The organism is Pseudomonas silensiensis, from assembly GCF_050434865.1.
Classification (GTDB): domain Bacteria; phylum Pseudomonadota; class Gammaproteobacteria; order Pseudomonadales; family Pseudomonadaceae; genus Aquipseudomonas; species Aquipseudomonas fluorescens_W.
Window position 1 is genome coordinate 18,559 of sequence record NZ_JBNDJH010000012.1, and the last position, 14,336, is coordinate 32,894.

7 protein-coding genes and 6 pseudogenes are annotated in these 14,336 nt (G+C 54.9%); 7 read left to right on the forward strand and 6 right to left on the reverse strand.

The features are described 5' to 3' along the window. The first annotated feature begins 693 nt into the window (after window positions 1–693). The gene (locus QF010_RS17970) at window positions 694–2,166 is read left to right on the forward strand and encodes an anthrax toxin-like adenylyl cyclase domain-containing protein (RefSeq protein WP_197281776.1); all 1,473 of its coding nucleotides are present in this window, start codon (window positions 694–696) and stop codon (window positions 2,164–2,166) included. A 314-nt stretch (window positions 2,167–2,480) separates the two neighbouring features. On the opposite strand, the pseudogene QF010_RS17975 reads toward QF010_RS17970, so the two are convergent. Then, window positions 2,481–2,740: pseudogene (locus tag QF010_RS17975) on the reverse strand (IS630 family transposase); the annotation flags it as partial. A gap of 54 nt (window positions 2,741–2,794) precedes the next feature. On the opposite strand from QF010_RS17975, the gene QF010_RS17980 reads away from it, so the two are divergent. Continuing rightward, window positions 2,795–3,217 carry a hypothetical protein gene (locus QF010_RS17980; protein WP_033060827.1) on the forward strand — a complete coding sequence of 141 codons (423 nt, stop codon included), beginning with the start codon at window positions 2,795–2,797 and terminating at the stop codon, window positions 3,215–3,217. 5 nt (window positions 3,218–3,222) lie between these two features. On the opposite strand, the pseudogene QF010_RS17985 reads toward QF010_RS17980, so the two are convergent. Next, window positions 3,223–3,466: pseudogene (locus tag QF010_RS17985) on the reverse strand (hypothetical protein); the annotation flags it as partial. A gap of 485 nt (window positions 3,467–3,951) precedes the next feature. Here QF010_RS17985 and tnpA point away from each other — a divergent pair. From tnpA to tnpC (QF010_RS18000), 3 genes and pseudogenes are all read left to right on the forward strand, one after another. Beyond that, a complete protein-coding gene (tnpA, locus tag QF010_RS17990) occupies window positions 3,952–4,278 on the forward strand; it encodes an IS66-like element accessory protein TnpA (RefSeq protein ID WP_033060828.1) in 327 nt (108 codons plus the stop codon). After that, the gene (gene tnpB, locus QF010_RS17995) at window positions 4,275–4,610 is read left to right on the forward strand and encodes an IS66 family insertion sequence element accessory protein TnpB (protein ID WP_033060829.1); all 336 of its coding nucleotides are present in this window, start codon (window positions 4,275–4,277) and stop codon (window positions 4,608–4,610) included. Before tnpA ends, tnpB begins: the two co-directional genes overlap by 4 nt. Window positions 4,611–4,671: 61 nt before the next feature. Next, window positions 4,672–6,239: pseudogene (tnpC, locus tag QF010_RS18000) on the forward strand (IS66 family transposase). Here tnpC (QF010_RS18000) and QF010_RS18005 read toward each other — a convergent pair. Both QF010_RS18005 and QF010_RS18010 read right to left on the reverse strand, forming a co-directional pair. Further along, window positions 6,236–7,567 carry a hypothetical protein gene (locus QF010_RS18005; protein ID WP_033060831.1) on the reverse strand — a complete coding sequence of 444 codons (1,332 nt, stop codon included), beginning with the start codon at window positions 7,565–7,567 and terminating at the stop codon, window positions 6,236–6,238. The pseudogene tnpC (QF010_RS18000) and the gene QF010_RS18005 sit on opposite strands and share 4 nt — an antisense overlap. A 153-nt stretch (window positions 7,568–7,720) precedes the next feature. Then, the gene (locus QF010_RS18010; RefSeq protein WP_231670581.1) at window positions 7,721–8,620 is read right to left on the reverse strand and encodes a reverse transcriptase domain-containing protein; all 900 of its coding nucleotides are present in this window, start codon (window positions 8,618–8,620) and stop codon (window positions 7,721–7,723) included. A gap of 621 nt (window positions 8,621–9,241) precedes the next feature. Between QF010_RS18010 and QF010_RS18015 the strand changes: the two are divergent. After that, window positions 9,242–9,734 (forward strand): annotated as a pseudogene (locus tag QF010_RS18015) (IS66 family transposase); the annotation flags it as partial. 1,552 nt (window positions 9,735–11,286) lie between these two features. Beyond that, window positions 11,287–11,846, forward strand: a pseudogene (gene tnpC / locus QF010_RS18020) (IS66 family transposase); the annotation flags it as partial. 156 nt (window positions 11,847–12,002) lie between these two features. Here the strand turns inward: tnpC (QF010_RS18020) and QF010_RS18025 are convergent. Together QF010_RS18025 and QF010_RS18030 are read right to left on the reverse strand one after the other, a co-directional pair. Next, window positions 12,003–12,468: pseudogene (locus QF010_RS18025) on the reverse strand (transposase); the annotation flags it as partial. Window positions 12,469–12,541: 73 nt separating this feature from the next. Beyond that, window positions 12,542–14,188, reverse strand: coding sequence for a hypothetical protein (locus QF010_RS18030; RefSeq protein WP_050482856.1), 1,647 nt, complete (start codon window positions 14,186–14,188; stop codon window positions 12,542–12,544). Window positions 14,189–14,336 lie beyond the last annotated feature (148 nt).

A 14,336-nucleotide genomic window follows, 5' to 3' on the forward strand; every position in this document is an offset into this window, starting at 1 on the left:
CGTGGCGTCTGGTGGGCAAACGGTTCCATAGACTCGATCGATATTGGCATTTAAAAATCATCCAGACACAGTCTAAGTCTTCAGTTGCTTACACGAGCCCCATTGCACAGTCGCAGGATGCTTTCATCTACCCGCCTCCCACGACGTGATGACCGACAAAACATAGCCAGTCTTCGAAGATTTTAATTTAGAGACCGTACCCTAAAACTCGCTGTTCGCAGGTTCGCTGTGCTGCGGTGATCTCGGACGAATACGGCCCAGTGGAACCCAATCGATATCGATCACTACAAAACTCTTACCCGAAGAAAATCATAGCGTCTGCAAAGCTGTCGCTCCCTCTTCGGGGCTGGACAGGTATTCGGACGCAGCAACTCGATGGTAAAAAAATGTCATAAGTGGAGTGAGCTGATGTAACTGGACTAATGAATTTTTTAGCTGTAATTATGGCAAGGGGCAAGATATCAACCTTGGTCCTTTCATTTTTTTAGCACGGTGACTTACTTGATTTCTATAAGCTCCTCGTATCGTCAGTCGCCCCCCCTCCCCTCTTCCCCTGCGACTTCAAATGCCGTTCAAACAGGAAGGCAGGTCTCTCACGCCACCCCGTCAGATTCGGAGTATTCGATACCCACTCCCCGATTGGGTTTACCCTCGAAAATAAAAGTAGGCGGCCTGAGTTTTGGGATAGGTGTCTTGAAAACCCGGTTAAGCTCTGATAGACGCAGGGTGCTGAATGCTGCACTGAACAATATAGTTTCTGGCCAGAAACCTGAACTGGACCAGGATCGCAGGTTTTTCTACCATGCTGATTACGATTACCCGAAGAACAATAAAATTAGCCTGAGAGTGAGCGGCGAGGTCGATCATCAGAATAATCTACGCTCGCTAAGCGCATCACCTATAGATCTGGACACCGCGCTCGCGGCCAAGCGGGAGCGGTTCACCCTCGATTCGGCGCAATTCGCCCCTAACATACCCCTCAGCGGCCACCGCGCCTTGCCAAACAAGCCTTCGGTTATTCGTTCCGCCATATTGACCCAGGCCATTGACGCAGTGCGAGACAAGACCGGCATTAGCCCCGGTCATCTAGAAAAACTGCACGATATTGCATGCAGGGAGGACTGCCTGATCCTATTTCGCCCTGTGGATCCGCACAACGCACCTCTTATAAACGACAACTACCCAACCAAAGGCCTAGAGATCAAAGGCAAAAGTGCCAATTGGGGCCCGCAGTATGGCTTCATTTGCCTTGATCAAAGCTTGAGCAAGCTGCAGGCTCAGCCCGACAAGGCAATTGCTGCCTCTTCTAAGACTCAGGCCAGCTGCACTGAAGAGAATGGTCCACAAGCTATACCTCTGGTCCTGACCCATGAACGCTTGCTCTATCTACAAAGTGCGGGATTGCTACACATGGCCCCCAATGATGGGGGTTATATTCTTGATGCCGAAGCGCCCGACGGCAGCTACCAGACTTTCGCCGCCCTTGCCGGGGCCAACGACAAAGGCTATTTAATTCAAAACGGCGACGTACCAATTCAAGTATTAGCCCCACGCCTCGCCACTTATGGCTCTCACCATGTTCAGAAGGCATATGTCGCCGATTTCGATTTATTGGCGGTAATGCCAAATATGAAGAATTTCGGCGGCCACGACCAGCGCAAGGATGTAGTAATGGACGCTCGAGGCCCTCTAAACTTTTTCCAGTCAGAGCAATATTTCTTGGCTAGCGGCCAATCCTTGCAGGCCAGCCACCGACACCCAGTCGCTGCTAGCACCGAGAGGATGATCAATCGCATCACCGAACGTGAACAGCGGATCGCCGATACTATCAACCATGAACTGCGCCCTGAATTCAACTCCACCGAACTAAGCGGCTACGCAGATGCCTGGAAGCTGGTGCATCACGGTTCCGACGAAGGAAACGTGGCCACTGAACCAGAAACAAACCTGCCGGCAACGGTCATCTGTCCCGTGCTACATGACCTCGATCCGGTGCTGGTCCTTGACAGTGAACAAGCGTTACGGCAACTGATCAGCGTCGCAAGCAGGCATGGCTACCGGCTTGCAGGTAATCCCGGTTGGACACCTGACTTGAAAAAAGACACCCTCTTCAGCCAGCGCCTGGACATGTGGGAATCTCTTGCTCGCCGCGATAGTCTTTTTTAAAGCGGCTCGCCCATCACGGCCAGGTACCATGTCGGCCACCATTCCCCCTACCCTCAGCAGCAAAGGGCCAATCAGATGATGCGCGGCTCTGATAGCAATAGCGCCACACCCAAATCAGCATGTGCAGTCAGGTCGAACTAAGCGATCAGGCGACCAAATAGCATTTACCTTGCACTGCAAACGCAGCAATCTTTGAGCTGCCAGGTCATTAATGATTTGGGTCTGCCAACCCTGAAAACGTCAGTCGATATGCGAATCGGAACTCATACACTGTGACAGCCCACTAACCTCGGTTGCCATTGGGATCTCGATGATGTGGGCATCGATAATTGATCTGGGCGTAGTGCCAGCATCGGTTGGGTGCTATCCAAAGTCGGGATTCGGTTTTTCCGTCAACCGACAACACTAAGGCATTATCCGGCGGGTTCAGAAAGAGCCCAACTACTTCCGACTACCTTGTCGGCGAAATGAAGATCGCTGCTGATTTTGAAGGTCTCCAGGCGATGGGGTTGAGGTCGGAAGCGGAACAGACCTGCCGGACCCGCCACGTAGTGACCCGCGCATACCTTCCACGCATTCGGACGGCGATGATTGGAAAATTGAAACGTTCAAACTCGGATCATTCAAGATGAAAGTCTACTTCTTTGTCAGCGTATCCTTGGCGCTAATGGGTACGGTGATATATGTATTATTCGAATGGGAAGCCGCCAAAAATCGAAAGCAGCATGCATTGTGCGAAGTAGCGCAACAGTATATGGAAGGCCTGGATGCTCAAGCGTGGTCTTCGACTACCGGGCTTTCCCTCTACGCGTACAACGAGCATAAAGAGGCTGGATTGCTCACGCCTAAAAGGATAGTTATCGTTACCGCTGGAAGCATTAGAGGCGCGGGTACTGAAGCTGTCATACCTGACTATGTGGAGCAGTTCAGTGGTTCCGATATTGACAACCAGCTCATTCGTGCGGCTGCTGGACAGTGGATACCCGATGAAATCAAACAGGAAATCAAGCGCGCCATAAAGTCGCTGAGCGCTGCTTGCAACAGGTATTGATTACGTTAAGGTGCTGATACGGAATCGGGTGAGACTTGAGGGTAGTAGCTCTCCCAGTCTGCGTCACGGGCTCGCTGTATCTTTGTTCAAAACATCCTCTCCTTTGCCGTTCCAAACTAGCGAGTCGGCTGTGCATTTCGCAGCGCCAGGAACGTAGTGATCGAACTTTCCAGCTCACGCACTGAGCTGAAGCGGCCCTCACGTAGGTACACCGCTGATGTCGCGCAAGAAGCGTTCAACCATGGTAAGCGGCTGGCTAGTCATCTAGCCGACTAGCCGGTCAAGAGCGATAAGGGCAATAGCGTCCACGATTTTTAAGCGGACGCAATCACCCTTAACGTTAGGATCCCCATTCGCCAACGACTTGCCCCCACAGATCAGGCAAAGCCTGAGACATCGGTCAGCATCGAGATACCGTACGAGCAAGGGGCCCTGACCCTGACATGGCCAGCGGCCGACCCGTCAGGGTGTGCCCGGTTTGTTCGCGGACTGACACGATGTCTCGAAGAAAGGTCGCGCAGGCAGCCGCGCTTTCCCTCGGTCGGTTCACTTTGACGGTGCCGCGTGCGTATGGGATTTCAAGGCAGATCATGGCTGGGGTGATATCTGATCGTGACGCCGACGACGGTAATGCGTAAGGGGCCGGGGAACACACCTTCCGAGCCCGAGCAATAAGGGCGATTGTGTCCGCGTATTTTTAAGCGGACGCAATTACCCTTAATGCCAGGATCGCCATGCGCCAACGTAAGTCATACCCGAAATCCTTCAAGACCCAAGTCGTTCAAGAGTGCGAGCAGCACGGTGTTTCCGTGGCAGCTATTGCGATGAGTCACGGGATTAATGCCAATGTCGTTCGCCGGTGGTTACCGCTTTACCGTGATCAGCAGGCAGTCGCGGTGCCAGCTTTCATTCCTTTGAAAGTCGCGCCGGTTGAACCAAAACATAAGACCGAAGCATCGGTGATCATTGAGCTGCCGCTTGGCGAGCAATCGCTCATCGTGAAATGGCCAACTTCCGACCCTGACGGATGCGCCCGCTTTGTCCGAGGGCTTGTCCTTTGATCCGCATCGATTCCATCTGGCTCGCCACCGAGCCGATGGACATGCGCGCCGGTACCGAGACGGCATTGGCCAGGGTGATCGCGGTGTTTGGTGCGGCGAAGCCGCACTGCGCTTATCTGTTCGCCAACCGCCGCGCCACGCGCATGAAAGTTCTGGTGCATGACGGCTTCGGGATCTGGCTGGCGGCTCGCCGTTTGAACCAAGGCAAGTTCCATTGGCCAGGCATTCGCCAAGGCTCTGAAATGGAGTTGGATACCGAACAACTCCAGGTTCTGGTGTTGGGTCTGCCATGGCAACGCGCCGGCTCCGGCGGTGCGATCACACTGGTTTAACGGCTGCCATTAGCCTATCAGTCTATCGCCGCGAACCGCTTGCTCTGGCAAAATCGGCGCCATGATTTCGATCCCCAATCTCGACCATCTTACCCCTGAACAACTGCGCGCTTTGGCTGCGCAGTTGTTACAGCGTGTCGAGACGCTCGACCATCAAGTCGACACTTTGGGTAAGACAGTCGAGACGATGGGCAAGAAGATCAACCGCGATCAAACGGTTATCGAGAAGCTCACCCACGAGATCGCCCAACTCAAGCGTTTGAAGTTTGCCAAGCGTAGCGAGCAGATGAATCCTGAGCAGGCCAGCTTGCTCTATGACCTGATCGATACCGATATCGCGGCGATTGAAGCAGAGCTTCAAGCCTTGCAACCTGTTGCGTTGCCCGCCGAGAAAAAGCAAAAGCCCAAACGCACTGCGTTGCCAGCAGCGTTTCCACGTACGTTGATCCATCACGAACCGGACAACACTCACTGCCCATGTGGCTGCGCACTCAAGCGTATCGGTGAAGACGTCAGCGAGAAGCTGGACTACACGCCCGGCGTGTTTACCGTTGAGCGCCATGTCCGTGGCAAGTGGGTCTGTGATGACTGCGAAACGCTGATCCAGGCGCCGGTTCCGGCGCAGGTCATCGATAAGGGAATCCCGACTGCCGGTTACTTGCCCACGTCATGATCGCGAAGTTTGCTGACCATCTGCCTCTTTACCGTCAGGAATCGATTTTCGGTCGTGCCGGCCTGGCGATTCCACGTTCAACTTTGGCTCAATGGGTGGGTGTGACTGGGGTGCAGCTGCAACCTCTGGTCGATGCACTGCGCGACGTAGTGCTTGGGCAGCAGGTTATTCATGCCGATGAAACACCCGTGCAGATGCTCGTGCCGGGCTCAAAGAAAACCCATCGCTCTTATGTTTGGGCTTACGCCACCAGCCAATTCTGCGAAACAGCGGCAGTCGTTTACGACTTCAGCCCCAGCCGAGCCGGTGAGCATGCTCGCAACTTCCTGCAAGACTGGAAGGGCAAGCTGGTCTGTGACGATTTTGGCGGCTACAAGGCCAGCTTCGCACTCGGCGTGACCGAGATCGGATGCATGGCCCATGTGCGACGCAAGTTCTTCGAACTGCACGCGACCAACAAGAGCATGCTCGCCGAACAGGCCCTGCGCTACATCCAGTGGCTGTACGAAATCGAGCGTGAAGTGCGCGACCTGGAGCCGGATTTACGGCGCCGAATACGGCAAGAAAAAGCCGTACCGGTGATGGATATGCTGCATGCGTGGATGATGGCCCAGCGCGATCTCGTGCCTGAAGGTTCAGCCATCAGCAGAGCGCTGGATTACAGCCTTAAACGCTGGGCAGCGCTGTCGCGCTACCTCGATGACGGGGCCGTACCCATTGACAATAATTGGGCGGAGAACCAGATCCGGCCGTGGGCTCTTGGACGCAAGAACTGGCTCTTTGCAGGATCGTTGCGCAGCGGCAAACGGGCGGCGGCGATTATGAGTTTGATCCAGTCTGCGCGGCTGAATGGCCATGATCCGTACGCGTATCTAAAAGATGTCATCACGCGCCTGCCGACGCAGCGCGCGAGTGAAATCGATCAGTTGCTGCCGCATAGGTGGCAGCCGGTTTAATCACGCAAGGCGTGATGCCCGGACGCATACAAATAGTTAGCGCGTATGCTGGAATTGATTGCTTGCAAACGATGAAGACTGAGCGTTTGCAGAGGCTCATCTCCGGCTTGCTCGGCAATTTGAGCCAATAGCTTTTGCCTAAACATCACTATCTTTTGATCATCCAGATATTGGGCTTTTTCGCCGTTTTGGCCTTTTATCCGCACGATTAGATTTGCAGGCAACTCGACCTCTTTTATAGCGCACCCAAGACACAAGGTGGCAAAGTCAGCCAGACTTCGCACTTCCACTTCTTTCAGCTTGCCGCCATTTTCTGAACTCCCGGACAGCGGATGCTCGGTATTCTGATAGGAATATTGCTTGATCTTGGAAGAGTAGTGGATACGGTGCGTGGACAGATTGTTTATTTTCTCGAAGCCAAAAACCAATGGGACGATGCCTCCCTTGTTCAGCAAGCCCAGATAAGGGGCTTTGCCATCCTCTAGAGAGCGCTGCAACTCACTTGCCGCCTGATGATAAAAGCGGTTCAGGTCTTCAACTCGCAGCTCGTTTACCTGCCCGCCAGATTTCAAAGCAAGAGATCCAGGCAGTTTCAGGGAGTCCAGATGCTCATCCAGAGGGGCGCCGATGAATTTCCGACCCCCAATATTTTTGATGTAACTGGCATGCAGTAAACGCTGTAGCCATGCTGCACCTTCGATCTGCGGTTGCTTTGGGTTGGCGACTTCGATCGATGGCGAAGCAGTGGAGGTCGAGAGTGTTTTTCCGTTGTCCAGCGCATGCAGGATGACTTGCGCCATGCGGTGTTGTAGCGCTCGCGAGTAAGCGTTACTGGGATGAAGACCTTCGCCAGCAGAATAGTCTCGAGGCTTCCTGCGCAAGTCAGGCCGAGTGGTCTGATCGGTCGTACTCTCAGGGGTGCGGTCAGAGAAAAATACTTTGCCCTCGAGGGATTGGGTTCCGCCCTTGGGATCGTTGACGCCACCCTTGAGAGCCCCTGATTGCAGGATTTCAAGCCCCCACGCCGTTCCATGCAGCGCCTCCGGTTTGGTATAGCCCAAGGGCGCTGTCGGGTTGAGTGATTGCAGTAAAGCCATGTGTAGACTGGAGCGACTGCGCTCGTCAATATCGCGCATGTTCTCGAGCGCGTCCAAGGGGGAGCGGCCTTCTACATTTAAAGTATTGGCGCGCAAACCTTCATTGCGTAGACGCGCCACAGCCTCGCTGTCTCGTTTGACTACCGCCGCGTGCAGCGACGTACTGGAGGTTTCAATACCTGGCGAAGGGATAGGCGGGACGGAAGACTGGGAAGACCGGATGGGCGTCATGAGTGGGTCTCATAGCTGAAAAACGTGAGTGGCATTAGCGCCCGTAGTGGTTCCATGGCGGGTGGATGTCCACGGGAGGGAAGCAAATCGCCGGGATGCCCCTGCCCCCATGGAACCTGTAGGCATGATCGGTAGGCTTATCCGAAGGACGTGCTAACTCGTCAACGCAAGGTTTGTTCCCCGTTCGCTTACTCGCTTCCTACGATTTCTCGCAGCAAAACGAGCAAACTCAATTAGTCGTGTCTTCGAAGCGTTGAGCGATAAACCGAACCTGGCTAGCCGTTCCCGCAATTGCACCAGGAACTGCTGTGATTGCGTCTTGAAACCCACCACGCTGTCGTCCGCGTAACGCACGATAATTACATCGCCACGGGCATACCGCTGTCGCCACTGCCTTGCCCATAAGTCCAGCACGTAGTGAAGGTAGATATTCGCCCGCAATGGCGATATCACCGCACCTTGGGGAGTTCCCTTGGTCGCAGCCACCCTACGGCCATCCTCCATAACGCCCGCTTGAAGCCATTTGCAGATAAGTCCGAGCAGGCGTCGGTCTGCATTCCGGTGTCCCAGAAACATCAGCATCCATTCATGGTCGATCTCATCAAAGAACGACGTGATATCCGCATCCAATATCCAGTTCACCTTCTGGCCCTTCAGCGCGACCGTCAACACGTTTAGCGCATCGTGCTGGCTGCGCCCCGGTCGAAACCCGTACGAGAAGCCCAGGAAGTCCTCTTTATAGATCGCATTCAGAACGGTAACGACCGCCTGCTGTACGATCATATCCTCCAGAGAGGCAATGCCCAGCAGACGCTGCCTGCCGTCGGCTTTGGGGATATAGACCCGCCGCGACGGCGTTGCCCGATAGGCTCCACTGTGGAGCCTTGCGTGCAAATCGGTCACCCGCTGGAGAAGACCTTCCTCATATTCTCGCCACGACATGCCGTCCACGCCCACCGCTGCATCGCGGCGCAGGGCATAGAAGCTCTGCGCCAATAACCGCGGTGTGATGTGCCGTGAACTGCATACCCTTGTCCCTTCAGGCTGCTTCACGTACACCTTCAAGTCCCACCGACGCACAACTGATCCGGCTCAGTGTCCGGGGCGCGGGGGGCTGTCGGTGTTTCCCTTGGCTACGTCCCTTTCCTCCACTATCTCCGCAGGGCCAGGCCCTTTGTTCGATGGCTTCAGGTACTACGGACGTATCCGACTTCTCAGCGGCGTGGGCAGCAGGGTTACGGCTTTTGGCCTTTCCTGCTCCGCACCGGGCACCGCTGAGATCTCCCAGTTTCTGTGCGAAGGACTTCCCGACGTGCACAGGGCCTCCGACCGCGCTGGATCAGAGCATGACTGGCGTATGACGCCATGCTCCGTATTGCCTTCTGCTTCGCTTAACAGCATCGGCATGCCGGATTCCTGATTACGCGGCTCAATGGCTGGCCCATCGGTTTCCCCTGTCAACGCTTTACCCTGCACCTCGCGGTGCAGTATGCATGACTCGGGGTCTGGTTAATTCGCCATTTCTTACCAGTATCGAACTTTTATCGACGATCCTCCGCCAGCTTTAACTGGCGCACTAAGCGTCCGGAGAAAGTCACCCACCCGATCTCTGCAATAAGGGCGATGTTCTCCACTTAAAAATACGTGGACACCATCGCCCTTACCGTCAGGATTAAAAGCCAGTTAGCCGAACAGACACTTTACTCGATTGGCGGCTTGTACGAAGTTGAATGGCAAGCGCGGGACATGAGTGATGAAGACCGCTGGCGAATACGACAGGAAAAAGCAGCTCCGATAATCGCAACGCTGCATGACTAGATGTTGGCCCAGCTAGACCTCGTGTCCAAAGGATCGGTAACGGCCAAAGCTCTGGATTACAGCCTTAAACGCTGGATTGCGCTGACGCGCTACCTTGACGACGGGGCTTTGCCCATCGACAACAATCAAGTAGAGAACCAGATCCGGCCGTGGGCACGTAGACGCTCAAATTGTTTGTTTGCCGGATCGCTACGCAGCGGGCAGCGGGCAGCGGGCAGCGGCGATCATGAGTTCGATCCAGTCTGCGCGCATGAACGGGCATGATCCGTATGCTTATCGGAAGGAAGTGCTGACTCGTCTGCCGACGCAGCGGGCAAGTGAGATTACGCAGTTGCTGCCTGCCGCATAAGTGGACGCTCGTTTAACTACGCAAGGCGTGTTTGCCGGACGCTTACACTCTAGCTTGGTGTGGTACCTGCAAAATGCACCAAGGCGCTGAGCATGGTTCGCCAAGGCCGGGCTATGTGTTTAGCGCTTGGGGGGTTTTCTACCGCTGAAACCTCGAAGCTCTAATCCATATACATTATTGGCGACCGCTCGGAGCACCTCGGTGGCTTCCTGATTACGTATCGCGTCGTTAATAGCGTTTTCGAGTGGAATCGGTCTGGTAACTCCATCGTCACCCCTAAGCTGCATCCAGTCTTGCCCCTTACTTTCCAGGGCTCGCCAATATGTTATAAGCTGCGAGCGATACGCACCTTTCACAGTTATTGGCAGTGCGCTTTCCATCTGCTTATGTATTGGAGACTTTAGAAACTCTAATTCTCCTGCCGGAGTCACCGGATGAGCGTTAACAGCAGAGGGGGACGCCAAAGCTCCCGCCGTTGCAACCTGCGGGGTTTGAAAAAACGTACGCACTGAATGCCGATGATCTAGCGTTCGAGTGCTTTCGCGGCGTGACGAAGGCCCGCTTGAGCCCAAGGATGTGGGATAAGGTTCCACGCGGGCTGTAGGAGCGGCTTGATGCCGGATAGGACCAGGGGTGCCCGTACTGGCGGCCGTCGGGTCGTAATGCGAAGATGGCATGTATTGGGGAGCGAACGATCCGATTGAAGGCAGAGGGGGGCCCGAAAAATTCTGATTTTCACGAAATCTTGACGCTGCCAACTGGCCTCGCGAATGTTGTGCGTCTATGTGATTCGATACCAATGACGATTGTTGATGCACTGGAGGTGAAGTTTCGTCGTGCGCGGGGGCTGGAGGGCGACAAGACAGCTTGATAGATACAGGCGCGCTCAATGACGTGCCATCTAAATCTATTCCAATGATGTCATATTGAGAATGATCGTTTAACTGCGTTTTAATCGTTAGATCAGAACTGATTAAATTAGCAAAGTTCATGGGATTAGCATCAGCGGGCAGGTTAACTGATGCCTGATAGGTCGCTTCTATCTGATCGTTAGACTGAAGACGCAAAGCCCCGTCCTGTAGCGCATTGCATACTAACGATGCCACGCGTTGATGATCGACATTGGACTGGGTTGCGAGTTGATCTAGAGCTAATTGAGCGTTACGGCTAAGTTTGGCCGGTGGCAGCTTGGTAGGGTGAGAATGCTGGGCTCCTGAGCCAGGTAACGCCGATGGCTGACTGACATTGGTTGAAGTCGCGTAGTGTTGTGCTGGAATACCTGAATTAATAGGATTCATTGCAATATTAAACCCGGGGTTAGACGAAGAGATTGGCTTGCTCTAGTTGAGCAAACTTCGCCCTAGTAGGTGGTCAGGAGGGGGTTGGGGGTTCCCACGGCTGTGGGTATAGTCGCCGTGCTTCGCGCAACTCGCCCCATGGGCCTTAACCAGCGCTTAGGTCAGTCCGACCGCCTGGAAGCACTGTGACAACATCAGCGGCTCGCCCAGGACCGGTAAGCCGGGTGCTGAACCGGGCATAGTAGTTTTTCGTACTGACCGAAATCAGCTGCATGGCTCATGCCCGCCGCAAGCTTTTTGATCTGCACGTCGCGAATAAAAGCCAGTTGGCCGAACAGGCACTTCACTCGATTGGCGGCTTGTATGAAGTTGAACGGCAAGCGCGGGACATGAGTGAAGAAGAACGCTGGCGAATACGACAGAAAAAGCAGCTCCGATAATCGCAACGCTGCATGACTGGATGTTAGCCCAGCTAGATCTCGTGCCCAAAGGATCGGCAACGGCCAAAGCTCTGGATTACAGCCTTAAACGCTGGATAGCGCTGACGCGCTACCTTGACGACGGGGCTGTGTCCATCGACAACAATCAAGTAGAGAACAAGATCCGGCAGTGGGCGCTTGGACGCTCGAACTGGTTGTTTGCCGGATCGCTACGCAGCGGAAAGTGGGTAGCGACGATCATGAGTTTGATCAAATCTGCGCGCATGAACGGGCATGATCCGTAGGCTTATCTGAAGGACGTGCTGATTCATCTGCCGCCGCACCGGGCGAGTGAGATTACGCAGTCGCTGCCGCACAAGTGGGCGCCCGTTTAACAACAAGACGTGTGTGCCGGACGCTTACGTAGGAACGGCGTCGTGGCTGCATGAAATACCCGCTTAAAAGGCTAGAACTGGTGCCCACTCAAATTTAAGTGCACACCATGCCTTGGCAATGCGGGGCTGGGTAGATGACTTAGCCGGACGCATACCAACCATTTTCATCCACGAGCTGGAGGTCGGGGTGAAGTGCATGTGAAAGCGCTTGTGCTTCTCAAGCCATGCCTTCACTTTAGGGTGATTATGCGTGGCATAGTTGTCCACGATCAGATGCAGCTGAAGATGCTTGGGCGTTTCGCGATTGATCTTTTTGAGAAGTCCCAACCACTCCTGATGCCGGCGACTCGCGCCATGCTTCAGCATGCTCCAGCGAGGCTGGCCAATACGTGGTTGAACCACTTGCTCAAACACTCGGATTAGCGCCTCTGGTGGCAAGGAGGACTCGCCCGCGCCCGCGCCTTGGCATGTCGTTCAAACCGTCTAGTCGCAGCTCTTGAAAACGCTGACACAAGAGTGGCTGAGCGCAGCGAAAACCCAACCAAGCGGGCTATTGCAACCCGCGAACAACCTTGAGCGGCCAGCAGGATCACCGGGCGCGACGACCGTCACGTTGACTGATCACCTAAAACCCCGGTTACAGGAGTTCAAAAGCGGACACTTCCCTATCCCTATCCTCGAACTGGAACATCGACTTATTCAATAACACCCATGGGGATGTCCTCGCCCGTATTGCCCGTATTGCCTGTACTGGCGACCTGGTCCCCACCTGCTGCTTCGACATCCGGTCGACGGCGGCGACTTGTCATCTCGTTATAACGACGATTCAGATTTGCGCCCGTGACTCTTGCATAGTCAGCACCTTGAGCGGCCAGCCTAACCCCTTCTTCGATACCCGCCTTGCCTGCGTCAATACCCGCTTTACCCACTTTCATACCGACGTCGACACCCGCTTTACCTACTTTCATACCGACGTCGACACCCGCTTTACCTACTTTCATACCCACCTTCGCGACTGTGGCTGGCGCGCCCTTTACATCATTCTTGAGCAACTTCTCGGCCTTATCGACTACCGAGTCGGTTACGATGCTTAGCGCAGCCCAACCTACGAAAACGCCGGCGGACAAGACTGTATTGGTCGTTTGGCTAACGGCCTCCTTGGCTACCGGGTGCGATACAAGGCCCACAAGTGCTCCCTGAGACACACCGACAGCGGCGAATCCAGCGGACAATCCAATTCCGTTTTGAGCAAGAGCGGAAGGCGTAGCGAGATTTCTAATTGCGCTTAAACCGTCGGTTAAAACGTCGACGGGCAGGCCTGCCACACGTTTCGCAGCATTGAACGCCAGGCTGGATACACTGGCGTCCTTGAGGGCCTTGTAAGCGTCAAGCCACTCGGTTTCATCGGCCATATCTTCTTTTGGTTGAGTATCCTTGCGACCAAACAGAAAGGCCGCCCCTCTAAGCGAATCTCGCTGTTCCGTTGTGTGCACTTGGTTGCCATAGACCGCGCCGGCCGCCATCCCTCCCAACGCGGCGACACTGATGTCCACCGCGCCTTTGGCCAATGGCGCGGTGACCTCCATGATCGTGCCCAGGCCGATACGGGCCGCATTGCGCACCGAGTAGCCCTGAATGGCTATGCCGTGGTCCAGGATCTTTTGCTTCTTCCCGGGATCATTGTTCTCGAGCGAATGCGTCATGGCGTCATGCAACTGGGCCGGCGACGCTTTGAGGTAATGGGCATTGCCCGTCACCTGGTTCATCACGCCGGTCCCAACGGTATCCATGACCCCGACAACTGCCCCCGAGATAAAGGGTGCCAGAGGTTGCAGGGCGGTGGGTAGCCACTTGCCTTCATTGATGTGCGGTTTCATGTATTGCAGTACCGACGCCGCCGCAAAGGGCATGCTACGAAAAGCGCTCGAAGCGGTGGTCGAGACCCGGTCCAATGTGCCCGCCTTGCTCAGCATGGCCCTGATGTCGGCGGGGGTTTCGCCCATCTCCTGCAGTTTTGCAGCACGGCTATCGATCAGGCTGTCGATTTGCGCGTTGTGCTTCTCAACGCCTTTGTTGAGTTCGGTGATGCGCTGAAACTCTGCTGGTGTTGCGGGGGATCCAAGGGGGGCGTGAGGGGTGAGCAACTGTCTATGACTATCAAACACCTCTTTCATGACGACCTTGATGTCCGCAAGTTGACTGGTCGCCTGTACCTGTCCAACCGATGTGGCCGAAGAAGTCCCATGGAGACGGCCCGCGGCGGAGGTTTCAGCGGTTGAAGGAGAATCCTCTTGCCCCTGGAGGCGCAGCAAAGAGGGGTTCGGTTGAATGGTCATAGACATAAGAAATCCCTTTTTAAATAGTAAAAATGGATGGGCACCGGCGCCCCTCAGGCAACGACAGCAAACAGAAAGTTTTCGTGTTTTGCCGCCAAGGTGGATGCTCGAAGTGATCGCTTTCCGTGAATGACGGATGCAACTGTGTGGTCCC

What these genes read in the sequence shown, in the direction of transcription:
- QF010_RS17980 (WP_033060827.1), top strand. Translation starts at nt 2,795, where the DNA reads ATGAAAGTCTACTTCTTTGTCAGCGTATCCTTGGCGCTAATGGGTACG.
- QF010_RS18005 (WP_033060831.1), bottom strand. Translation starts at nt 7,567, where the DNA reads ATGACGCCCATCCGGTCTTCCCAGTCTTCCGTCCCGCCTATCCCTTCG.
- tnpA (WP_033060828.1), top strand. Translation starts at nt 3,952, where the DNA reads ATGCGCCAACGTAAGTCATACCCGAAATCCTTCAAGACCCAAGTCGTT.
- QF010_RS18030 (WP_050482856.1), bottom strand. Translation starts at nt 14,188, where the DNA reads ATGTCTATGACCATTCAACCGAACCCCTCTTTGCTGCGCCTCCAGGGG.